We start from the raw sequence: 21,244 nt of genomic DNA, 5'->3' as shown, positions 1-21,244 counted from the left end.
GGTGTCGGGCTGGGATCTGAAGCCGCAGGGTATTTCGGGTGTGTTGAAGACGACGGGTGAGTCGGCGTCGCATCTGGAGACGTACGGGAAGGCGTTCGGGGAGCATCTGACGTCGGCGGCGACGTATGCGGGGACGATCTCGGCGGATTCCGGCGGGGGTAAGGACGGTAAGGGGCAGGGGGGTCTGGTGGCGTTGGCTCTGTCGCAGTGGGCGGAGCATGCGTCGAAGGATCTTCAGTTCGTGGCGGCGCGGGCGGGTAAGTCGTTGCAGGGTGTGGTGGATGCGACGACGGCGTATCTGAATGGTGACGAGGAGATGGCGGCGCGTGCGCAGCGTGCTGCGTTGAAGGCGCCGAAGCTGGATGCTCCTGGGGTGGGCGAGAGGTGATCAAGCCTGAGGAGATTCCGCAGTTCACGGGTGATCTGGGGCTGCTGGAGAAGGCGTACGGGAACCTGAAGGCGGATGCGGGCCATTTCCGTTCGACCGGTCAGGACGTTCATACGAAGTTCCAGGGACTGTCGGCGTATTACACGGCTCCGGAGGCGGAGCAGTTGTTCGCGTCGACCAAGCCCGTGAAGGACCGCGCCGACACGTTCGCCACCGGCCTGGAGTCCGTGTCGGGAGCCCTGTCGGGATACGCGACGGAGATCCGCCCGCTCGTCAAGAAGCTGGAGGACCTGAAGAGCGAAGCGACGACGTTCGTCAACTCGGTGAAGGATGACGACGACTGGCAGTACGACGGTGACAAGGTTGATCATCACAACCGGATCCGGGACGAGATCACGCGGACGGTCGCGGCGTTCTGGGCGGCGGAACGCACCTGCCACAACAAGATCACCGCGCTGTTCCACGGTACGCAGATGGTCGCGGGGGACGGATCCGACCGCAAGGACCAGTACGGGTTCAACGCGGATGACCTGAAGAACGCGAAGCTTCCCTGGGGCGACCCGGTCGAGGAGAAGCATCACTGGTACGAGGTGGGTCACTGGGTCAAGTCGTTCGTGTGGGACGGCCTGATCGTGGACGGTGTGTGGGGCACGATCAAGGGCCTGGGGACGCTGGTCGGTTTCGGCGGCTGGGAGGCGATGGGGCAGGCGTGGAAGGGCCTCGCGCAACTCGCCACCGGCCTGGTCCTGACCTCGTTGCCGGGCCTGGGCACCCTCTTCTGGGCACTGCCCGACGACAAACTCCCCTCCTGGATCCGTGATTCGCGTACGGCGATGAAGGAGACGGGCAAGGCGCTGGTGGCGTGGGACGAGTGGGGCAAGAACCCCGCGCGTGCGGCCGGTGCGGTCACCTTCAATGTGCTGACCACGGTGTTCACGGGTGGTGCGGGGGGTGCGGCGTCGGGTGCGGGCAAGGCCGGCGCGGTCGCGAAGGTGCTGTCGGTGGCGGGCAAGGCGGGCAAGGTCATCGACCCGATGACGTATGTCGCCAAGGGCGCGGGTGCGGGCCTGTCGAAGATCGGGGACATCACCAAGGCCCTGAAGGGCATCGGCAAGATCGATATGCCGACGCTGCCGGACGGCTCGGTCCACCTGCCCGACGGACGGCTGCTGGACCCGCACGGCAACATCACGGCCCCCAACGGCATCCCCGAGACCACACCGGTCCCGCACGAGACCGTCCCGAACGCCCCGAAGGTCCCCGGCCTTCCCGACAGCTGGACGATCCACGGACAGCAGCCCGTCCACGCGGGCGTACACACCGGCGCGGACGGCGTGTCCCACACGACCGACCCGGCCGCGCACTACGGCCACACGCCGTCACCGTCGACGTACGACCACACGGTCCCGCCGTCCGCGTACGACCACACGCCGCCGCCGTCGTCCTACGACCACGCCCCGGCCTCGTACGACCACACCCCGGCGCACACGCCGACCCACGACGTCCCCACGCACGACGTCCCGGGCAGCGGCGGGCACGGCCACACCTCGGACGCGCCGAACGGCCACGGCCAGGGGCATGGCCACGACGGCACGGGACACACCGAGCACGGCGGCGGTGACCACACCGACCACCACGGCGGCGGCCACCACACGGACGGCCACGCCGACGACGCCTCGCACGTGGGCGACCACGTGGACCTCGACCACCCGGTCCTCGACGCCACCGCGCACCACGGCGCCGACGCCCCGGCGACCCCGGTCCACGACCACCCGGACGTGCCGGGACACGGCACCGGGGAACCGTTCGAGTACAAGCCCCTCATGTCGGGGGACGAGTTCGACAACCTGGCCACCGACGCGGAGAAGCACGCGGTGGCCGCGGCCGAACTGACGCCCGGCACGAACCTGGAGCCCAGCTTCAGCGACGAGGCGGGTCAGGCGTACGGCGACAGTTACTGGAACGATTTCCTGGACGACCTCGATCCGGACGCCAGGGACGCGCTGTACACCTACAGCGATCATTACTACACACAGATCAACGGCCACCTCCGCTCCGGGATGGACGTGTCCCAGCACATCCTGGACACCATTGACAACATGGACGAGGTGATGGGCACCCGGCCGGTGCCCGAGGACGTCATGGTCATCCGAGGCACCGGCATCGACCACCTCAATTTGAGGTCGCCCCTCGAGATGGAAGGCCGTGTCTTCGGAGATCTCGCCTACACCTCCACGGCGTTCGGCGAGACGGTGCCGCCAGCGTTCAGGTACAAACCGGTGGTCATGCACTGGAGGGTCCCCAAGGGCACGCCTGCTCTCTGGATCGACCACATCTCAGCCAACCCGGGAGAGCGGGAAATCCTTCTTGCCCGCGGTACGGACTACAAGGTGACGCGGGTCTTCATGGACGACGCGGGCAAGTGGCATGTTTACGGTGAGGTCCTCCCGAGGCCGTAACCTCGTTGAGTGTCGGCACAGGTAAAGGAACGTGGACTTCATGAGCAGTGAACAGCCGGTCAACCCGCGCTTGGAAGACGACCTGAGGTTCGTGGAGAGGGCGGGTGGCCCGCCTCGCTATCAGGACTGGACCGAGAAGCCGGTGCGGTATTTCACGGTAGTCGACAAGCAGAGCGGAGCGATTCTCGGTTATGTGTGGGCCGGTGACGAGGATGACGCCGCCGCCTACGAGCCCCGGCAGGCGGCCGGTCCTCGTGGCGTGAACGAGGGCGGATCCTGGGGCCGTCGGCTGCGCGCGGCCAAGGAACGGGGAGCCCGCCCCTCCCAGGCCCTTGCGGAGCTGTACGGCGACCCCGAGCCGGGCGGCAAGGGCCGCCCCCTGTCTGGCTCCCTGGCGGATGCACCGAACGCAGCGGCCGTCGAAGCCCTCGCCAAAGGCGACTGAACTCCCGCCTCTCGACGGGTGAGCTGCCTTTGTGAAGGAACGTCCGCCCCGGCCGCCGGGCCCGGTCCGCCGGATGCCGTGGCGGTCTCGCCGGGTACGTGGCACGCTGCCCGTCAGGGCACGGGGGAAGGGGCCGCGGGGCTCCACCCCGGGTGTACGGGCGGCCCGTCCATGCCATATGTTGCGGAAGCGAAGTAGGGGGATCCGCGATGCCGCAGGAAAGGCCGCCCCGGACGGGGCGGGCGCAGGCGCCGGTGCGCGCCGGGGCGGTGATGAGCCCGGCCGAGGTCGAGGCCGTCGCCCGTGCCGCGCACGCCGGGCAGACGGACAAGGCCGGACGGCCGTACGCCGAGCACCTGTCGGCCGTCGCCGAGGGCGTCCGCGCCCGCGGCGGAGGTGACGACCTGGTCGCCGCCGCCTGGCTGCACGATGCCCTGGAGGACGGCGCGCTCAGCGAGGAGTGGCTCGACGCGGCCCCGCTGCCCGCCCGTACCAAGGACGCCGTACGGGCCGTGACCAAGCGGCCGGGCGAGGAGCCGGAGGCGTACGCGCGCCGGATCCTGGCCGTGCCCGGCGCCCGTCTGGTCAAGGCGGCCGACCTCGCGCACAACGCCGACCCGCGGCGCCTGGCCGCACTGGACGAGCCCACCGCACGGCGGCTCGCGCACAAGTACGCCACGATGCGCGGCCACCTCGGACTCGGCCCGGACGACTGACGGACGCGCGCACGACGGGCACCGGCACGGGCGACGGACACGGGCACGGACACGGGCGCGGAGCCACGAGACACGGTCACAGCAAACAGCTACTGCACAGGACGACGGGATGGCACGGGACTACGACAGCCAGCTGCTCGAGTCGGTGGCGGTGCGTCGGCGCCGGATGCGCGACGCCCTGCTGTTCGGCGCGCAGCGCGGACGGCGCACGGTCGACGAACGGCTCGGCAAGGTCTTCGCGGGCATCGCCATCGCCGCCGTCCTGTGCGCGGGCTGCGTCGGCTGGTCGTTCCTCCAGGCGACCCTGGCCAAGCAGAAGGCCGACCAGAAGAAGCAGCAGCAACAGCAGGAGCAGATGTACAACCCGTCGGGTACGCCGGCCCCTTCGGCGACCGGCGGCGCCAAGGCTACGGAGAAGCCGTGAAGACGATGTGCGTGGTCACCATGGTCACGTCACGCGGACCCGTGACGGAGAAGACGCGATGATAGGTTCCGGTGAGTGGTGAGCACAGCAACGACGTCCCGGACCCAGCTGAGCCGGGTCACCCTGGTCGGTGAACGCCGACGCGCCGACATCGTCCTGCCGTCGGACACCCCGATCGGCCAACTGCTCCCCGACATCCTGCGGCTGCTCGACGACCGGGCCTCCACCCGCCCGGCCACCCGGCAGCTGATCACCTCCGACGGCTCGGTCCTGCCGCACGACGCGACCCTGTCCTCGGCCGGGATCCCCGACGGCGCCGTCCTCCAGCTCGTGCGCGCCCACGCCGCGCCGCCGGCCCCGGTCGTGCACGACGTCACCGACCAGGTCGCCGACGACCTCGACCTGCGCGCCTGGCGCTGGCGCCCGGCCGCGCGCCGGGCCAGCGCCGGGGTCGCCACGGTCGGCTTCACGGTGGCCGCGGGTGTGCTCGCCCGGCGCGAGTTCGCGCTGGAGAGCGTCACCACCGCCCTCGCGGCCGTCACCGTGGTCTGCCTGGTCGCCGGTGCCCTGGTGGCCCGGATCGGCCAGGGCAACCGGGGGCTCGCCACCGCGCTGCTGCTCGCCACCGGCGGACTCGGGCTGCTCACCGCCTGGACCGCCGCCGACGCCTACGGCTGGTCCGGGACCGCCCGGCTGGCCGGTGTCGTCGCGGCCCTGGTGGTCACCCTCGTCCTCCTCGCGTACTTCTCGCCCCTCGGCCGCGGCGGGCTCGTCGGCGCCGGTGCGGCGGCCGCGATCGCCGTCGTGTGGGAGGCCGTCGCCGCGCTCCAGGACCGGCCGGACCGGCTCGGCGCGGTGATGGCGGTCTTCTCCGTCGTGCTGCTCGGCCTGCTGCCCCGCCTCGCGCTGATGGCGTCCGGGCTCACCGGACTCGACGACCGGCGCTCCTCGGGCGTCTCGGTCAGCCGGCACCAGGTCGCCAACGCGCTCGCCGCCACCCACCGCGGACTCGCCCTGGCCACGGTGGTCACCGCGGTCTCGGCCGCGGCCGGCGGCTGGCTGCTGACCACCGCCCACGAACCGACCGTGTGGACGGTGGCGCTGGCCGCGCTGACGGCCGTCGTCCTGCTGTCGCGGGCGCGGGCCTTCCCGCTGGTCGCGGAGGTCGTGGCGCTGCTCGCGGCGGCGGCCGTGCTCGTCGTGCGGCTGGCGGTGCTGTGGCTGCACCACGCGGGCGGCGCGGGCGCGCTGGTGCTGCTCGGCGCGGCCGGGCTGCTGCCGCTGCTCGTCCTCGCGGTGGAGCCGCCCGAGCACGTACGGGTGCGGCTGCGCCGGTTCGCCGACCTGATCGAGTCCCTCGGCGTGATCGGGCTCTTCCCGCTCGCCGTCGGCGTGTTCGGCATCTACGGGCAACTGCTCGACAAGTTCTGAGACTCACGGACCACTCACGGACGACGCGCCGGCGCTCCGGGCGGGACGACGAGGCGGGGAAGAAGGCGACATGCCCAACGGGGACAACTGGCAGAACGACGTGCTGCGCGACTTGAGGAACACCGCGCCCCGGCGCGGCCCGCAGGAGGAGACCGCGGCGCCGCGACCGGCGGGGCCGGAGGGCCATCAGCCCCCGGGGCCGGCCCAGGCGCCCGCACCGGCGTACGGCTACCCGCACCCGCAGACACCGGCGGAGGCCCAGGGCCCCGCACCGGCGTACGGCTACCCGCACGCCCAGGCCCCCGCCGACCCGCAGGCCCAGGCCGCCCCCTACCCGGCCCAGCCCCAGCCCGCCTTCCCCGCCGAGGGCCAGGCCCCGGCCGCCTTCCCGGCGCAGGCGCAGGCCCCGCAGCCGTACCAGCACCCGCAGGCCCAGCAGCCGTACCAGCCGCAGCAGGCCCAGCAGCCGTACCAGCCCCAGCAGCCCGCCGCACCCCACCAGCCCGCCGCCGCCCGCCCGGCCGCCGCCCAGTACCCCGGCTCCCCACAGCGCGGCGCCACCCCCGACTCGCGTCCCGTGGTCGACAAGCGGCTGGCCGCCACCGGGGGCAAGCCGCGCCGCGGCGAGCCGTTCGCGGCGCGGGCGCTGCGCGCGGTGCGCCGTACCGTGTCCTCCTCGGCCGCGCGCGAGGTCGCCGAGACCACCGCCGTCGCCGAGGTGCTCCAGCAGGCCGTCACCACCGGCCGGCAGATCGCCGTGACCTCCATCCGCGGCGGTTCCGGCAAGACCACCGTCGCCGCGCTGCTCTCCACCACCTACGCGCACTACCGGCAGGACCCGGTGCTGGTCGTGGAGGCCGACCCGGCGCTCGGCTCGCTGCCGCTGCGCCTGGGCGCCGAGAGCCTGCGCTGGACCACCGGCGACCTCGCCGGACTGGTCGAACCGCAGATGTCCCTGCTGGACGTGACCGGCTACCTGGTCCAGCTGCCCGACAACGCCTGGCTGCTGCCCGGCAGCCAGGGCCAGGTCGGCGCGATGCTCGACACCCGCGGCTACGAGCGCGTCATGGTGTCGCTGCGCCGCTACTTCGGCGTGACCGTCGTGGACTGCGAGACGCTGCCCGCCGAGGTCGCCCGCACCGCGCTGTCCGCCGCCCAGGCCCGGGTGCTCACCGTGCCCGCCACCCTGGAGGGCCTGGCCAGCACGCACGCCGTCCTGGAGTGGATGCGCGGCCTGCCCCGGTCCGTCACCACCTCCACCGTCGTCCTGCTCACCGAGACCGTGCCGCACACCGGGCTCGACCTGGACAAGGCGGCCGGGCAGCTGAAGGAGACCGGTGCGAGCGTGCGCGTCCTGCCCTACGACCGGCATCTGGCGGCCGGCGGCGCGATCCGCACCGACCTGCTCGCCCGCGCCACCCGGCAGGCCGCCACCGAACTGGCCGCCGAGGTCTTCCGGCTGTCCCAGACACGCCGCTGAACCCCGTAGCCGAAGGGCACTTGAGGACGACGAGGCACCCACGATGAGCACCCGACTGATCCACCGGCCCGCCCGGACCACCCGGCCCGCGGCGGCCCCCGAACCGCGCACCATAGAGGCGCCGCCCAACCTGCCCGAGGGCAAGGCCGGTTCCATCGCGACCTCGCTGCTGCCGGTGGCCGGTGTGATGTCCTCCGTCGTGATGATGACGGTCGTGCGCAACAGCCAGTTCGCCGGTCTGGGCGCGATCATCCTCGTCGTCACCCTGGCCGGTTCGATGACGCTGGTCTTCTCCCAGCGCGGCAAGGCCCAGCGCACCCGCCGCACCCAGCGCGAGGCGTACCTCGCCTATCTGGAGGACCTGCGCGAGGAGCTGTCCGGGGAGGAACGCGAGCGGCGCGAACGCGCCCAGGTGCTCAACCCGCCGCCGGACGCCCTCTACGACATCGTGCGCGACCCGGCCCGGCTGTGGGAGCGGCGCCGCGTGGACGGGGACTTCCTGCGGGTGCGGGTCGGCACCGGCGAGATGCCCGTACGGGACCTGAAGGTGGCCCAGCAGGGCTCCTCCGTGCTCACCCCGCCCGACCAGTTCATGCTGAACGAGGCGTCCGCGCTGATGTCCCGCTTCAGCAGCGGCACCGAACTGCCCCTCACCGTCCCGCTCGACCGGGTCGGCAACATCAGCGTCATCGGCCCCCGCGAGGACACCCTGCGGGTGGCCCGCGCCCTGATGGTGCAGACCGCCGCCACCCACGCCCCCGACGACGTCGCCATGGCACTGGCCGCCCCCGGCGACCGGATCGCCGACTGGGAATGGGCCAAGTGGCTGCCGCACCTGCTCGACCCCGAGCAGTTCGACGGGCCCGTCGCCGCCCGCCGCATCGCGCCCTCGCTGCCCCAGCTCGCCCGGCAGACCGGCGCCGAGCTGCGCCGCCGCGCCTCCTACGCCGCCGAGGTGCGGCGCGGACTGTCCGGCCCGGACGCCCTGGCCATGACCTCCCGGCTCCTCGTGGTCGCCGACGGACACGGCGCCGACGCCGTCGAACTGCCGCGCCCCGACGACGCGGTGGGCCTGCGCGAGATGGGCGTCACCGTGCTGCACCTGCTCGACGAACGCGTCCAGGAGCCCGGCAGCGTCGGCGTGCGCATCACCGTCGACGGCGACCGCATCCTCATCGAGGACCTGCGCGAGGCCGAACCGGTCAGCGCCCACGGCACCGTCGACGAGGTCGGCGTGCCCTTCGCCGAGGGCCTGGCCCGGATGCTCGCCCCGCTGCGGCTGTCCGCCGAGTCCATGGCCGACGCCCCGCTGACCGGGCCCGTCGACTTCGCCGAACTCCTCGGCATCGACGACGTCGCCCGCCTCGACCTGGACCGGCTGTGGGCGCCGCGCGGCGAACGTGCCTTCCTGCGCGTCCCGATCGGCGTCAGCGACGCCCACGAGCCGGTCCTGCTCGACCTCAAGGAGTCCTCCGAGCTGGGCATGGGCCCGCACGGCCTGTGCGTCGGCGCCACCGGCTCCGGCAAGTCCGAGCTGCTGCGCACCCTGGTGCTCGCCCTGGTCGCCACCCACCCGCCGGACGACCTCGCGCTCGTCCTCGTCGACTACAAGGGCGGCGCGACCTTCGCCCCGTTCGCCGACCTGCCGCACGTCGCCGGAGTCATCACCAACCTGGAGAACCAGGCCGGTCTCGTCGAACGCGTCCACGCCTCCCTCGCCGGTGAGGTCAAGCGCCGCCAGCAGGTCCTCAAGGACGCCGGGAACGTCGCCGACATCGGGCACTACGCCGCCCTGCGCGCCGAGAAGCGCCCCGACCTCGAACCGCTGCCGCACCTGTTCGTCGTCATCGACGAGTTCGGCGAACTCCTCACCGCCAAGCCCGACTTCATCGACCTGTTCCTGTCCATCGGCCGGATCGGCCGGTCCATCGGCGTGCACCTGCTGCTGTCCAGCCAGCGCATCGAGGGCGGCAAGCTCAAGGGCCTGGACACCTATCTGTCCTACCGGCTCGGCCTGCGCACCTTCTCCGCCGACGAGTCCCGTACGGTCCTGGACACCACCGACGCCTTCCACCTGCCCCCGCTGCCCGGCTTCGGCTACCTCAAGGTCGACACCAGCCACTACGAGCGGTTCAAGGCGAGCTATGTGTCCGGCGCCTACCGCGGCCCGGTGGAGCGCGAGACCGAGGACACCGGGCCGCTGGCCCTGGAGTACGCGGCGTACAACACCCTCGGCCAGGACGAGTCCGCCGGGGCCGAGGAACCGCAGATGCGGCGCCGCGAGACCGGACCCACCGAGATGGGCGTCCTGGTCCAGCAGATCGAGGACGCCGGGGCCCGCACCGTACGCCGGATCTGGCTGCCCCCGCTGCCCGACGCCGTCGCCCTCGACCAGGTCGCCGGACCCGTCGAGGTGGGCGCGCGCGGCATGCAGCTCGCCGGGCGGCGCGGGCCGCTCCGGGTGCCCCTCGGCCTGCTGGACGACCCGACCAAGCAGTGGCAGGGCCAGTGGTACCTGGACCTCACCGTCGCGGGCGGCCACGCCGCCGTCATCGGCGGCCCGCAGTCCGGCAAGACCACCCTGCTGCGCACCCTCGCCCTGTCCCTGGCGCTCACCCACACCCCGCAGGAGGTCGGCGTCTACGGCCTCGACCTGGTCGGCGGCGGCCTCCAGGCGCTCGCCGGACTGCCACACGTCGGCGGTGTCGCCGGCCGCGCCGACCGCGAGCGCGCCGCCCGCACCATCGACTCGGTGCGCGGCATGCTCGACCAGCGCGAGGAACTGTTCCGCGTCCACAACATCGACTCCCTGGAGCAGCTGCGCACCCTGCGCGCCGCGGGCCGGCTGCCCGAGCTGGCCTCCACCGAGATCGTGCTGCTCATCGACGGCTTCGGCGCCCTGCGCGACGACTTCGAGGACCTGGACGACGCGGTCGTCGACATCCTCAAGCGCGGCAGCGGCTACGGCATCCACGTGGTCGCGGGCATGCTGCGCTGGAACGACGTGCGGATCGCCACCCAGTCCCAGTTCGGCACCCGCGTCGAACTGCGGCTGAACGACCCCACCGAGTCCAGCGTCGACCGCAAGCTCGCCGAGACCCTCTCCCCGGAGGAGAAGGGCCGCGTCCTCACCGACGGCAAGCTCTTCGCGCAGGTCGCGCTGCCCCGCACCGACGGCCTCGGCGACAGAGCCGAACTCGGCGCCGTCCTGGAGCGCACGGCCCGTACCGTCCGCGCCACCTGGACCGGCGAGGTCGCCCAGCCCGTCCGGGTGCTGCCGCACCTGCTGGAACCGCACCTGCTGCCCGGCCCGGCCGCCGAACCGCGCCGCGTGCCCATCGGCCTGGACCAGACGAAGCTGGCGCCCGTCCCGCTGGACCTGTTCGCGCACGACCAGCACCTGATGATCATGGGCGACAGCGAGTGCGGCAAGACCAACCTGCTCAAGGTCGTCGTCGAGGGCCTGATCGAACGCCACGGCGACGACGAGCTGGTCTTCGGCGTCTTCGACCCGCGCCGCGGACTGCGCGGCGCCGTCCCCGAGGAGTACCGCGGCGGCTACGCCTACAACGCCAAGCTGGCCGGTGCGCTGGCCCACGGCATCGCGGGCGAACTGGACAAGCGGCTGCCCGACGAGAGCGCCGACCCCGCCGACCTGGAGCCCGGCAGCTGGGGCTCGGGCCCGCGCATCGTGATCCTCGTCGACGACTACGACGTCCTGACCACCGCGGGACAGCAGCCGCTCGCCCCCTTCGTGCCGTACATCCCCTCCGCCGTCGACATCGGCCTGCACTTCGTCCTCACCCGCCGGGTCGCGGGCGCCTCGCGCGGCCTGTACGAACCGCTGCTCCAGGGGCTGCGCGAGTCCGGCTCCACGGCGCTGGTGATGTCCGGCGACCGCAGCGAGGGCCAGCTCTTCCCCGGCGTGTACGCGAGCCAGCAGCCGCCCGGCCGCGGCGTGCTGGTGCGCAGGGGCGAGCCGAACCGGCTGATCCAGACCGTCTACGCCGGGAACAGGTGAACCAGCCATGACCAAGGACGTCGTCACCCTCACCCAGAAGATGCCCGATCCGCTGAGCGTGATCGCGGGCCTGCTCTCCGGCGGCCCCGACAAGCTGGTCGGCGCCGAGGACGGGGGCGCCGTGGTGCGCCTGTGCGACGAGCAGGGCCGCCCCCTCGTCACCGTGGAGGCGCCGCTGCTCGTCCAGGTCAGGGGCGAGGCGCAGCGGCTGCTCGGCGCGAGCGAGCCCGAGGTGCCGTACTGGTGGACCGAGGCCCGCGCCACCACCGGCGTCAAGGAGGGCGAGGAACTGGCCGGCACCTTCGCGGCCCGGCTCGCCACCCTCGTCGGCGGCACCGCCTGGCCGCCCCAGGCCGCCCGCTCGCTGGCCGTGGTGAAGACCGACGGGGTGAGCGCCGTCCCGGTGCCCGCCGCGGCCCAGCCCGCCGTGGACGTCCTCACCGACAAGGTCGCCGTGGTCATCCAGGACCGGCCGGTGGTCGCCCTGTCCGCCTGGCTCGCCGACGCCTTCCGCGCGGCGGCCGAGGCCCAGCTCGGCCTCCAGATCGTCACCCCGGCCGGCACCCGGCTCTCCCCGGCGGTCCGCAACGCCCTGCCCGGCTGGCCCTCGCGCTGGGTCGTCCAGGACGAGCGGGACGGCTACTACGACGGCCTGTCCGGCGCCGTACTGGAGTGGAACAACGGCCTGTTCGTGACCGTCGAGTCCCCGCAGGCCACCCCCGAGGACCCGCGTACGCCGCTGGCCGCCGCCTTCACCCGGGACACCGCCGACACCGGTGAACGCCAGCTCGCCGTCTCCTACCGGGCGATCCATCCCGCCGACGACCGGCTCGTCCTCGGCGGCGCCCTGGAGGCCGTCTGGCGCGAGATCACCGGCGAGCCGCCGGCCGGCTGGGGCACCGAGGAACCCGCCAACCTGCCGTGGTCGCTGCGCCAGTTCACCGACGTCGCCCACGAACGGGCCCCCGCGCCGACCTGGTTCGTCGTCGTCGGCAGCCCCGAACGCCCCGCCCTCGCCACGGTCCGGGTCAGCCGCACCAAGGGCGGCGTCGAGGAGGACGTCACCCTGGCGTTCGGCTTCGGCCCCGGCGAGGAGATCCCCCACGAGGCGGTGCCGCGCGCCGCCGAGATCCTCGCCACCCGGCACGACCTCCAGTCCATGCTGGTGCAGATCCGCAGGGCTCGCCGCGACCTGTCGGTGCCCCCGCGCTTCGAGGGCCCGGGAGTCCCGTACGCCTTCGTCCTGGGCGCCGAGGAGGTACGGGCCATGCCCGGCGACCGCGCCCGCAACACCCCGCTCGACCGGCGTCCGCGCGAACTGGGCCCGCGCACCCGTCCGGCGCTGTACTACCCCTTCCCCGGCGACCCGTCCGACCTGTCGGGCTGGCAGCACTTCGAGCGGCTGATGCGGCACCTGAAGGGCGAGCCGCCGGCCTGACGCCGGGCGCGGGGCGGACGGCTCAGCGGACCAGCGCGGCGCCGCGCCCGGCGGCACCGGCGGTTCCGGTGGGCCCACTGCCGTTGTCGCTGCCGCCCGGCCGCCCGCTGCCCCGGCCGTCCGTCGCCGTCCCGCTCCCGGCGGTGTCCCGGCGGAAGGCCCAGTCCATCCGCGGCTCCACGACACACCGGAAGACGCCGCGCACCGGCCGGGTGCACAGCAGCGTGACCCCGCCCGCCGCGACCACGGTGACCACGAGCGCGCCGAGCGGCCGGTGCAGCCACGCCGTCTCGAACCAGCCCGCGTACAGCACGCCCTTGATCACGAAACCGTGCAGCAGATAGCCGTACAGCGTGCCCGTGCCGAGGGCGGTGCACCACATCCGGCGCCCCGGCACCAGCGCCAGGAAGCAGCCGGTCAGCAGCACCGACCCGGCGAACAGCAGCAGCACCATCACCGGCCCGGCCCACCACGGCGCGCCCAGGTCCTGCGCGGCGCCGTTGCGGTAGACCCACGCGGTGTTGAGGTCCGGCACGGTCCACCAGCCGGCCAGGAGCGCCACCGCGAACACCGGGACCGCCACCAGCCGTGCCGCACGGCGGCGCACCAGCCGGAAGTGCTCGGGCCGCAGGCAGAGCCCCAGCACGAAGCAGGGCAGGAACTGGAGCACGCGCGGCAGGTCGAGCGAGCCGCCCATGGCCGGTGACACCGACGCCAGCATCGCGATCCCGAGGGCCACCGCCAGGGGGTGGCGCACCAGCTTCCACACCGGAGCCGTCACCCGCCAGATGAACAGCGCGCACAGGAACCAGGTCAGGTACCACGGTTCGAGAAGGCTGATCGCGTGGTCGCCGGAACGCCCGACGAAGACCCGGAAGAGTGAATACGCCGTCTCGAAGACGACGTAGGGCACGACGATCCCGGTGATCAGCCGTTTCAGCCGGCTCGGCCGCAGATCGAAATCGCGGGAGAAGAAGCCGGAAATGATGACGAACGCCGGCATGTGGAAGGTGTACACGACGTTGTACGCGCCTTCGAGGAACCGGTTGCCGCTCATGACCGGCGCCCAGGAATGCCCCAATGCCACCAGCACGATGGCCAGATACTTCGCATTGTCGAAGAACGGATCGCGCTGCTTTCCGGACCGCCCGGCACCGTCACCGGGTCTGTGCGGCACCGGAGCGGCGGCGTCCGGTGCCTGGGCCGGGGGGAGGGGGGTTCTGTTCTGGCCGGGGGAGGAGGCAGCGTGGAACATCTCAGGCACCTTAGCGTCGACCGTGCGCGATTCGCGGAACCTCCGTCGGCGATCCCGGCTCTGCGCGGCGGCTGCCCCGGATGCGGCCGGGAATTCCCGTCCTGCGGGGTGTCGCCCACCACATGACGACAGGGGCGTGAGCCCTTGATGTCGGGATCGTTCAGGAGGAGTTGACGCGCGGCCCACCGCCCGGCGACAACAATTCGAATTACCGGCGAACGAAATGTGCAGACATCGAAACGGAAACCTCCGCTGTCGCGGCGGCCGCACCGCCGGTCACCGCCCCGCGGCCCCATGGAGCCCGGCCCGCACCGCCGTCCCGGGTGCCGCGCGTGTCACAGACCCGGCCGATGATGCGTCAGGCACGGCATAGGCGGCCCGTGTTGGTGGCACGATGGTTCCAGCGGGGGCGTGGGACGGGCACCCGGCGGGAGAGCGGACCGATCGAAGGTGTGATCAGTTGTGGCCATTTCACTGTCAGTGGTGCTGCTGTTGGCGATCATCCTGGTGGTGCTGCTCCGGGGCGGCTCCATCAAGGCCGGCCCCGCCATCGTCGCCGTGCTCTTCGGCTTCTTCCTGGCCTCCACCGGCATGGCCCCGTCGATCAACCGCTTCATGAACTCGATAGCGGACACGATCAACTCGATCAACTTCTGAGCCGGTGGCCGACCGGTCCCACGGGGCCGGTCCCTGCCCGCGCCCACCGCACCCCGGCGGCGCACCCGGGAAACCACCTCGGGGCCGACCCGGGAAACGATCCCCGGACCGGCCCCGAGCCGTCCTGGAGCGGGCGACGGGAATCGAACCCGCGTAGCCAGTTTGGAAGACTGGGGCTCTACCATTGAGCTACGCCCGCACACAACACGCGCCGCCGGTCGGAGACCGACCGCGGCACACAGGCATCGTAGCGGGTCGCGCCCCGTCCCCGCACACCCCCTTGCGGAGCGGTCGCGCGCGCGGGCCGTCCCGAGGGGCGGTGTCCGCGTCCGGCCCGCCCGGCCCGCCCGTCCGGCACCCGGCCGGGCGTACGCGGTGGCCGGGAATCCAGCCCGGCGGAGCAGGCGCCCCGCGCGTCCGGCGGCCCGTGTCCCCCAGTCGCCGCCCTCCATGGGTACGTAAGGCGTATACGTACGGTCCGCGTACGTACTGTCCGCGCGCCGGGTGAGCGGGTGGGTGCGGCGGGTGCGCCGCCTGCCGGGGGAGGGCGGCTCGGCGGGCGGGAAATGCGGCGGCCGTACCGCCTGCGGGCATGTACCCTACGTGTCGCACCAGACGGGGTGTGGCGCAGCTTGGTAGCGCGTCCGCTTTGGGAGCGGAAGGCCGTGGGTTCAAATCCCGCCACCCCGACCACTCGCCGGCCGCAGGTCGGCGCCACCTCATGTGATTCCCGTGATCGCCTTTTGGGGCGCTGAGCGGCTGCGGTTACTATGCAAGCTGCGCGCCCGTGTGTCCGGCCCAAGTGGGCCTGCGAACTCCTCCGGGCGGCTAATCCGCCGGACCCCCTCTGGCTCCGGCGAAACCAAAGAAGTCAGCCACAAGGAGACCGAACCGTGAAGAGCGCCGTGGAGACCCTGAACCCGACTCGGGTTCGGCTCACTGTCGAGGTGCCCTTCGAGGAGCTCAAGGACAGCCTCGACGCGGCGTACAAGAAGATCAACCAGCAGGTCACGGTGAAGGGCTTCCGCAAGGGCAAGATCCCGGCCCGGGTCATCGACCAGCGGTTCGGCCGCGGTGCGGTTCTGGAGGAGGCGGTCAACGACGCGCTTCCGAAGTTCTACACCGACGCGGTCAACGAGGCCGAGCTGACCCCGCTGGGCCAGCCCGAGGTCGACATCACGGAGCTGAAGGACGGCGAGACGCTGAACTTCACCGCCGAGGTCGACATCCGCCCGGTCATCGAGATCCCGGACTACTCCGGCATCGAGGTCGAGGTGGACGCGGTCGAGGTGACCGACGAGGACGTCGACAAGGCCGTCGAGCAGCTGCGCGAGCGCTTCGCCTCGACCAGCCCGGTCGAGCGGGCCGCCGAGGACGGCGACGTCGTCACCCTCGACCTGGAGGCCAAGGTCGACGGCGAGGTGCTGGAGGACGGCATTGCCGACGGCGTCTCCTACACCATCGGCTCCGGTGAGCTGCTGGACGGCATCGACGACGCCGTGAAGGGCGTGGAGGCCGGTGGCGAGGCCACCTTCACCTCCGAGCTGAAGGGCGGCTCGGCGGCGGGCAAGGAGGCCGAGGTCACCGTCAAGGTCACCCAGGTCGCCGCCCGCGAACTGCCCGCGCTGGACGACGACTTCGCGCAGCTCGCCTCGGAGTTCGACACCCTCGACGAGGTCCGGGCCGACAGCCGCAAGCGCCTGGAGAGCATGAAGCAGTACGACCAGGCCACGCAGGCCCAGGAGCGCGTGCTGGACAAGCTGCTCGAGCTGGTCGAGATCCCCGTCCCCGAGAAGCTCCTCGAGGACGAGGTCAACACCCGCAAGCACAACCTGGAGCACCACCAGCTCGGCCAGATGGGTCTGACCCTCGACAAGTACCTGGAGATCCAGGGCAAGACCGCCGAGGAGTTCGAGACCGAGACCCGTGACGCCGCGGTCAAGGGCATCAAGACCCAGTTCGTCCTGGACGAGCTGGTCAACAAGGAGAAGCTCAACGTCAGCCAGGAAGAGCTGACCGAGCACCTCATGCGCCGCGCCGCCTCCTCCGGCATGTCGCCCGACCAGTTCGCGCAGGCGGTCGTCCAGAACAACCAGGTCCCGCTGCTGGTCGGCGAGGTCGCCCGCGGCAAGGCCCTGGCCGTCGTGGTCGAGGCCGCGACCGTGAAGGACACCAACGGCGAGGTCGTCGACCTGGAGGACGAGGAGGACGAGTCCACCGAGGGCGAGACCGCCGAGGCCGCCGCCGAGGGCGAGGGCGAGGAGAAGGCCGAGGCCTGATCCGCGCGGCGTCCCCGACGTACGTACGATGGGCCCTGGGGCATGTTCCCCGGGGCCCGTCGTCACACCTGGCCACCCCGCCCCACGGGCCCCGGACTACGCCCCCGGCGAACACTCCCCTTCGCGGGATTCCCCGAAGGGGCCCGCGCGTTAGGGTCCATGAATACGAGGGCAGGGGAGTCCCCGGAACCGGCCGGACGGCCCACGCCCCGGCAGTACACGTGAGACGGCCCGGCGCCGTCGTAAGACGAGCAGGTGGATACGTGACGAATCTGATGCCCTCCGCCGCCGGCGAGCCCTCCATCGGTGGTGGCCTCGGCGACCAGGTCTACAACCGGCTGCTCGGCGAGCGGATCATCTTCCTCGGCCAGCCGGTGGACGACGACATCGCGAACAAGATCACCGCACAGCTGCTGCTCCTTGCCGCGGACCCGGACAAGGACATCTTCCTCTACATCAACAGCCCCGGCGGTTCGATCACGGCCGGCATGGCGATCTACGACACCATGCAGTACATCAAGAACGACGTGGTGACCATCGCCATGGGCCTGGCGGCCTCCATGGGCCAGTTCCTGCTCAGCGCCGGCACGCCCGGCAAGCGCTTCGCGCTGCCGAACGCCGAGATCCTGATCCACCAGCCCTCCGCCGGCCTGGCCGGTTCGGCCTCGGACATCAAGATCCACGCCGAGCGGCTGCTGCACACCAAGAAGCGCATGGCCGAGCTGACCTCGCACCACACCGGGCAGACGGTCGAGCAGATCACCCGCGACTCCGACCGCGACCGCTGGTTCGACGCCCACGAGGCCAAGGAGTACGGCCTCATCGACGACGTCATCACGCACGCCGCCGGCATGCCGGGCGGCGGTGGCACCGGGGCCTGAGCCGACCGGCCCAGCCGGCCCCCAGCCGACCGTCCAGCCCCTTTCCAGGAGACATCGTGAACGACTTCCCCGGCAGCGGCATCCACGACCGCACGCGTGCCGAGTACACCGGCCCCACCGCCGAGTCCCGCTACGTCATCCCGCGCTTCGTCGAGCGCACCTCGCAGGGCGTCCGCGAGTACGACCCGTACGCGAAGCTCTTCGAGGAGCGCGTGATCTTCCTCGGCGTCCAGATCGACGACGCCTCCGCCAACGACGTCATGGCGCAGCTGCTGTGCCTGGAGTCGATGGACCCCGACCGGGACATCTCGATCTACATCAACAGCCCCGGCGGTTCCTTCACCGCGCTGACGGCCATCTACGACACGATGCAGTTCGTCAAGCCCGACATCCAGACGGTCTGCATGGGCCAGGCGGCCTCCGCCGCCGCGGTCCTGCTGGCCGCCGGCACCCCGGGCAAGCGCATGGCCCTGCCGAACGCCCGCGTGCTGATCCACCAGCCCTACAGCGAGACCGGCCGCGGCCAGGTCTCCGACCTGGAGATCGCCGCCAACGAGATCCTCCGGATGCGTGCGCAGCTGGAGGAGATGCTGGCCAAGCACTCCACCACGCCGATCGAGAAGATCCGCGAGGACATCGAGCGCGACAAGATCCTCACGGCCGAGGAGGCCCTGTCGTACGGGCTGATCGACCAGATCATCTCCACCCGGAAGCTGAACAACGAAGCCGTCCGCTGACGCGGAAGCCGTACCCCTGGCCGCCCCCCGGCACGGTCACGTCGAAGTGAACCGTGCCAAGGGGGGCCCGAACGGGGGGCCCGGCAAGGTACCGTCGACATAAGGCAGCACCAGGAGTCGCTGGACGAGCGCGTCCAGGCGGCCCCCAGGCGAAGGGGAAGCACACCGTGGCACGCATCGGTGACGGCGGCGATCTGCTCAAGTGCTCGTTCTGCGGCAAGAGCCAGAAGCAGGTCAAGAAGCTCATCGCAGGGCCCGGTGTGTACATCTGCGACGAGTGCATCGATCTCTGCAACGAGATCATCGAGGAAGAGCTCGCCGAGACGAGCGAGGTGCGCTGGGAGGAACTGCCCAAGCCCCGCGAGATCTACGAGTTCCTCGACGGCTATGTGGTCGGCCAGGAGGCGGCCAAGAAGGCCCTCTCCGTCGCGGTGTACAACCACTACAAGCGGGTCCAGGCCGGGGAGAACGGCGGCGGCCAGGGCCGCGAGGACGCCATCGAGCTGGCCAAGTCCAACATCCTCCTGCTCGGCCCCACCGGGTCCGGCAAGACCCTGCTGGCCCAGACCCTGGCCCGCATGCTCAACGTCCCGTTCGCCATCGCGGACGCCACGGCGCTGACCGAGGCGGGGTATGTGGGCGAGGACGTCGAGAACATCCTCCTGAAGCTGATCCAGGCCGCCGACTACGACGTCAAGAAGGCCGAGACCGGGATCATCTACATCGACGAGATCGACAAGGTCGCCCGCAAGAGCGAGAACCCGTCGATCACCCGGGACGTCTCCGGCGAGGGCGTACAGCAGGCCCTGCTGAAGATCCTGGAGGGCACCACGGCGTCGGTCCCGCCGCAGGGCGGCCGCAAGCACCCGCACCAGGAGTTCATCCAGATCGACACGACGAACGTGCTGTTCATCGTGGGCGGTGCCTTCGCGGGTCTGGAGAAGATCATCGAGGGCCGCGCGGGTGCCAAGGGCATCGGCTTCGGCGCGACGATCCGCTCCAAGCGGGAGCTGGAGGCCAAGGACCAGTTCGAGGACGTCATGCCCGAGGACCTGGTCAAGTTCGGCATGATCCCCGAGTTCATCGGGCGCCTCCCCGTCATCACCTCGGTCCACAACCTCGACCGCGAAGCCCTGCTGAAGATCCTCGTAGAGCCGCGCAACGCGCTGGTGAAGCAGTACCAGCGGCTCTTCGAACTCGACGGTGTGGAGCTCGACTTCGAGCGCGAGGCGCTGGAGGCCATCGCCGACCAGGCCATCCTCCGCCAGACCGGCGCGCGCGGCCTGCGCGCCATCATGGAGGAGGTCCTCCAGGGCGTGATGTACGAGGTCCCGTCCCGCAAGGACGTCGCCCGCGTCGTCATCACCGCCGACGTGGTCCTCTCCAACGTCAACCCCACCCTGATCCCCCGCGACGCCCGCGGCCGGGGACCGGGGGAGCAGAAGACGGCGTAGCCGCCCTTCGCCACCGCATACGGAAGGGGCCCCGGTCACTGGACCGGGGCCCCTTCCCTGTGCGTGCCGCGCCGCGCGGGCCGGATCAGATCTTGACCCGGACCTCCTTGCGGAGCTTCGCGGTGGTCTCGGCGGCGGCCGACGGCTCGGTGCTCTTGCCCGACAGGATGTCGGCCATGTCCATCGGGATGACGAAGCCGAGCGTGCTGTGGTCGCCCCAGACGCAGACCGTCATGTTCAGGATCTTCGGCGCGCCGGTGCTCTTCTCGGAGGAGTTGTCTATCTTCGCCTGCTGGCACTTGAGGACCGCGCCGTCGAGCCCGGCGGGCGAGTACGCCTTCGGCTCGCCGACCAGGGTGGTGTCCGCGTCGTCGCCGTCCTTCTTGCCGGACTCCGACTTCATGTGGGCGAACATCGCGTCCACCGTCTTCGCGGGGTCGTCGATGGTGCCGTAGACGCCGTTGAACTGGAGCTGCTTCATGGCCAGCGGCGCGCTCTTGTCGCCGGACTGGTAGGAGGCGCCGATGTCCTTGGGGTTGTGCACACCCCACTTCTCGGCGTCCTTCATGTCGTCCTTCGACATGGTGCCGCTCTCGCCGTCGGCCTTGGCGTAGTTCCCGAGCACCGTCGCCGGCGTCACCAGCTTGTGCGGGCCGTCGTCGGCCACCGAGCCGCTGCCGCCGCTCCCGCCGATCAGGAAGTACGCGCCCACCGCGATCGCCGCCACGACCGCGACCGCCCCGATGATCACCGCCGTCTTCTTGCCGCCTCCGCCGCCACTGCCGGCCGGGGGCTGGGGCATCCCGCCGTAAGGGGGCTGCTGGCCGTACTGCGGCTGCTGCTGCCCGTACGGGCCCGGCTGCTGGGGCTGCTGCGGGTAGCCGTAGCCCTGCTGGGGCTGGGGCGGCGGCGCCTGCTGCGGGTAGCCGTAACCCGGCTGCGGCTGCTGCGGCGGTGTCTGCTGGGGGTAGCCGTAGCCGGGCTGCGCGGGCGGCGCCTGCGGCGGCTGCTGGCCGTAGGGGCCCGGCTGACCGTACGGTCCGGGCTGCTGGGGCTGCCCGCCGTACGGGCCCGGCTGGTTGTGACTCATTACTGGGTTCCCCTCCAGATGCTTATGCGTACCTGACATCCTGGCCCAGCCGGACGCGGCCCAGGCCACCGGGGTGCGCACCGTTACAG

General features: G+C 71.7%; 16 protein-coding genes and 2 tRNA genes. 15 read left to right on the top strand and 3 right to left on the bottom strand.

The features are described 5' to 3' along the window. The first annotated feature begins 1 nt into the window (after position 1). The 9 genes from B086_RS0133645 to B086_RS0133605 all read left to right on the top strand — a co-directional run bounded on the left by B086_RS0133645 (position 2) and on the right by B086_RS0133605 (position 12,802). A complete protein-coding gene (locus B086_RS0133645) occupies positions 2-388 on the top strand; it encodes a DUF6507 family protein (RefSeq protein ID WP_026253039.1) in 387 nt (128 codons plus the stop codon). Further along, on the top strand, positions 385-2,847 hold the full coding sequence (locus B086_RS0133640) for an ADP-ribosyltransferase (protein ID WP_018570836.1): 2,463 nt from the start codon (positions 385-387) through the stop codon (positions 2,845-2,847). The genes B086_RS0133645 and B086_RS0133640 overlap by 4 nt, the downstream gene beginning before the upstream one ends. Positions 2,848-2,887: 40 nt before the next feature. Continuing rightward, a complete protein-coding gene (locus B086_RS0133635; RefSeq protein WP_037874365.1) occupies positions 2,888-3,292 on the top strand; it encodes a hypothetical protein in 405 nt (134 codons plus the stop codon). Positions 3,293-3,564: 272 nt separating this feature from the next. Then, a complete protein-coding gene (locus tag B086_RS0133630) occupies positions 3,565-4,008 on the top strand; it encodes an HD domain-containing protein (RefSeq protein ID WP_037874364.1) in 444 nt (147 codons plus the stop codon). 109 nt (positions 4,009-4,117) lie between these two features. Further along, positions 4,118-4,432 (top strand): hypothetical protein, encoded by a 315-nt coding sequence (locus tag B086_RS0133625; protein ID WP_018570833.1) that lies wholly within the window; start codon positions 4,118-4,120, stop codon positions 4,430-4,432. 75 nt (positions 4,433-4,507) lie between these two features. Continuing rightward, positions 4,508-5,863: a type VII secretion integral membrane protein EccD gene (gene eccD, locus B086_RS0133620; protein ID WP_018570832.1), complete on the top strand. Its 1,356-nt coding sequence runs from the start codon at positions 4,508-4,510 to the stop codon at positions 5,861-5,863. 70 nt (positions 5,864-5,933) lie between these two features. Further along, positions 5,934-7,343 carry a MinD/ParA family ATP-binding protein gene (locus B086_RS45785; RefSeq protein WP_018570831.1) on the top strand — a complete coding sequence of 470 codons (1,410 nt, stop codon included), beginning with the start codon at positions 5,934-5,936 and terminating at the stop codon, positions 7,341-7,343. A gap of 43 nt (positions 7,344-7,386) precedes the next feature. Next, on the top strand, positions 7,387-11,364 hold the full coding sequence (locus B086_RS0133610; RefSeq protein ID WP_018570830.1) for a type VII secretion protein EccC: 3,978 nt from the start codon (positions 7,387-7,389) through the stop codon (positions 11,362-11,364). A gap of 7 nt (positions 11,365-11,371) precedes the next feature. After that, the gene (locus B086_RS0133605; RefSeq protein ID WP_018570829.1) at positions 11,372-12,802 is read left to right on the top strand and encodes a DUF6177 family protein; all 1,431 of its coding nucleotides are present in this window, start codon (positions 11,372-11,374) and stop codon (positions 12,800-12,802) included. A gap of 22 nt (positions 12,803-12,824) precedes the next feature. Here B086_RS0133605 and B086_RS0133600 read toward each other — a convergent pair whose 3' ends face one another. After that, positions 12,825-14,057 (bottom strand): acyltransferase family protein, encoded by a 1,233-nt coding sequence (locus B086_RS0133600; protein ID WP_018570828.1) that lies wholly within the window; start codon positions 14,055-14,057, stop codon positions 12,825-12,827. Between the two features lie 462 nt (positions 14,058-14,519). On the opposite strand from B086_RS0133600, the gene B086_RS0133595 reads away from it, so the two are divergent. After that, positions 14,520-14,714 carry a hypothetical protein gene (locus B086_RS0133595; RefSeq protein WP_037854478.1) on the top strand — a complete coding sequence of 65 codons (195 nt, stop codon included), beginning with the start codon at positions 14,520-14,522 and terminating at the stop codon, positions 14,712-14,714. 125 nt (positions 14,715-14,839) lie between these two features. Here the strand turns inward: B086_RS0133595 and B086_RS0133590 are convergent. Beyond that, positions 14,840-14,913, bottom strand: a tRNA-Gly gene (locus tag B086_RS0133590). A 417-nt stretch (positions 14,914-15,330) separates the two neighbouring features. Here B086_RS0133590 and B086_RS0133585 point away from each other — a divergent pair. The 5 genes from B086_RS0133585 to clpX all read left to right on the top strand — a co-directional run bounded on the left by B086_RS0133585 (position 15,331) and on the right by clpX (position 20,065). Then, positions 15,331-15,407: transfer RNA gene (locus B086_RS0133585), tRNA-Pro, on the top strand. A 200-nt stretch (positions 15,408-15,607) separates the two neighbouring features. Beyond that, positions 15,608-16,993, top strand: a complete 1,386-nt coding sequence (tig, locus tag B086_RS0133580; RefSeq protein WP_018570826.1) for a trigger factor — start codon at positions 15,608-15,610, stop codon at positions 16,991-16,993. Positions 16,994-17,268: 275 nt separating this feature from the next. Further along, the gene (locus B086_RS0133575) at positions 17,269-17,874 is read left to right on the top strand and encodes an ATP-dependent Clp protease proteolytic subunit (RefSeq protein ID WP_026253037.1); all 606 of its coding nucleotides are present in this window, start codon (positions 17,269-17,271) and stop codon (positions 17,872-17,874) included. Between the two features lie 56 nt (positions 17,875-17,930). Beyond that, positions 17,931-18,611 carry an ATP-dependent Clp protease proteolytic subunit gene (locus B086_RS0133570; RefSeq protein WP_018570824.1) on the top strand — a complete coding sequence of 227 codons (681 nt, stop codon included), beginning with the start codon at positions 17,931-17,933 and terminating at the stop codon, positions 18,609-18,611. Positions 18,612-18,778: 167 nt separating this feature from the next. Beyond that, on the top strand, positions 18,779-20,065 hold the full coding sequence (gene clpX, locus B086_RS0133565; protein WP_018570823.1) for an ATP-dependent Clp protease ATP-binding subunit ClpX: 1,287 nt from the start codon (positions 18,779-18,781) through the stop codon (positions 20,063-20,065). An 85-nt stretch (positions 20,066-20,150) separates the two neighbouring features. Here the strand turns inward: clpX and B086_RS0133560 are convergent, their stop codons facing one another. After that, positions 20,151-21,155 (bottom strand): hypothetical protein, encoded by a 1,005-nt coding sequence (locus tag B086_RS0133560; protein WP_018570822.1) that lies wholly within the window; start codon positions 21,153-21,155, stop codon positions 20,151-20,153. Between the last annotated feature and the right edge of the window lie 89 nt (positions 21,156-21,244).

Source organism: Streptomyces sp. PsTaAH-124 (genome assembly GCF_000373685.1).
Taxonomy (GTDB): domain Bacteria; phylum Actinomycetota; class Actinomycetes; order Streptomycetales; family Streptomycetaceae; genus Streptomyces; species Streptomyces andamanensis.
Note: the sequence above shows the minus strand (reverse complement) of the source record. Positions and strands in the feature narration are given on the sequence as shown.

Bases quoted from the DNA above. Each gene is read 5' to 3' on its own strand.
- B086_RS0133625 (WP_018570833.1), top strand. From the start codon at position 4,118: ATGGCACGGGACTACGACAGCCAGCTGCTCGAGTCGGTGGCGGTGCGT.
- B086_RS0133560 (WP_018570822.1), bottom strand. From the start codon at position 21,155: ATGAGTCACAACCAGCCGGGCCCGTACGGCGGGCAGCCCCAGCAGCCC.
- B086_RS45785 (WP_018570831.1), top strand. From the start codon at position 5,934: ATGCCCAACGGGGACAACTGGCAGAACGACGTGCTGCGCGACTTGAGG.
- B086_RS0133575 (WP_026253037.1), top strand. From the start codon at position 17,269: ATGCCCTCCGCCGCCGGCGAGCCCTCCATCGGTGGTGGCCTCGGCGAC.
- B086_RS0133630 (WP_037874364.1), top strand. From the start codon at position 3,565: ATGAGCCCGGCCGAGGTCGAGGCCGTCGCCCGTGCCGCGCACGCCGGG.
- B086_RS0133635 (WP_037874365.1), top strand. From the start codon at position 2,888: ATGAGCAGTGAACAGCCGGTCAACCCGCGCTTGGAAGACGACCTGAGG.
- B086_RS0133610 (WP_018570830.1), top strand. From the start codon at position 7,387: ATGAGCACCCGACTGATCCACCGGCCCGCCCGGACCACCCGGCCCGCG.
- B086_RS0133605 (WP_018570829.1), top strand. From the start codon at position 11,372: ATGACCAAGGACGTCGTCACCCTCACCCAGAAGATGCCCGATCCGCTG.
- B086_RS0133600 (WP_018570828.1), bottom strand. From the start codon at position 14,057: ATGTTCCACGCTGCCTCCTCCCCCGGCCAGAACAGAACCCCCCTCCCC.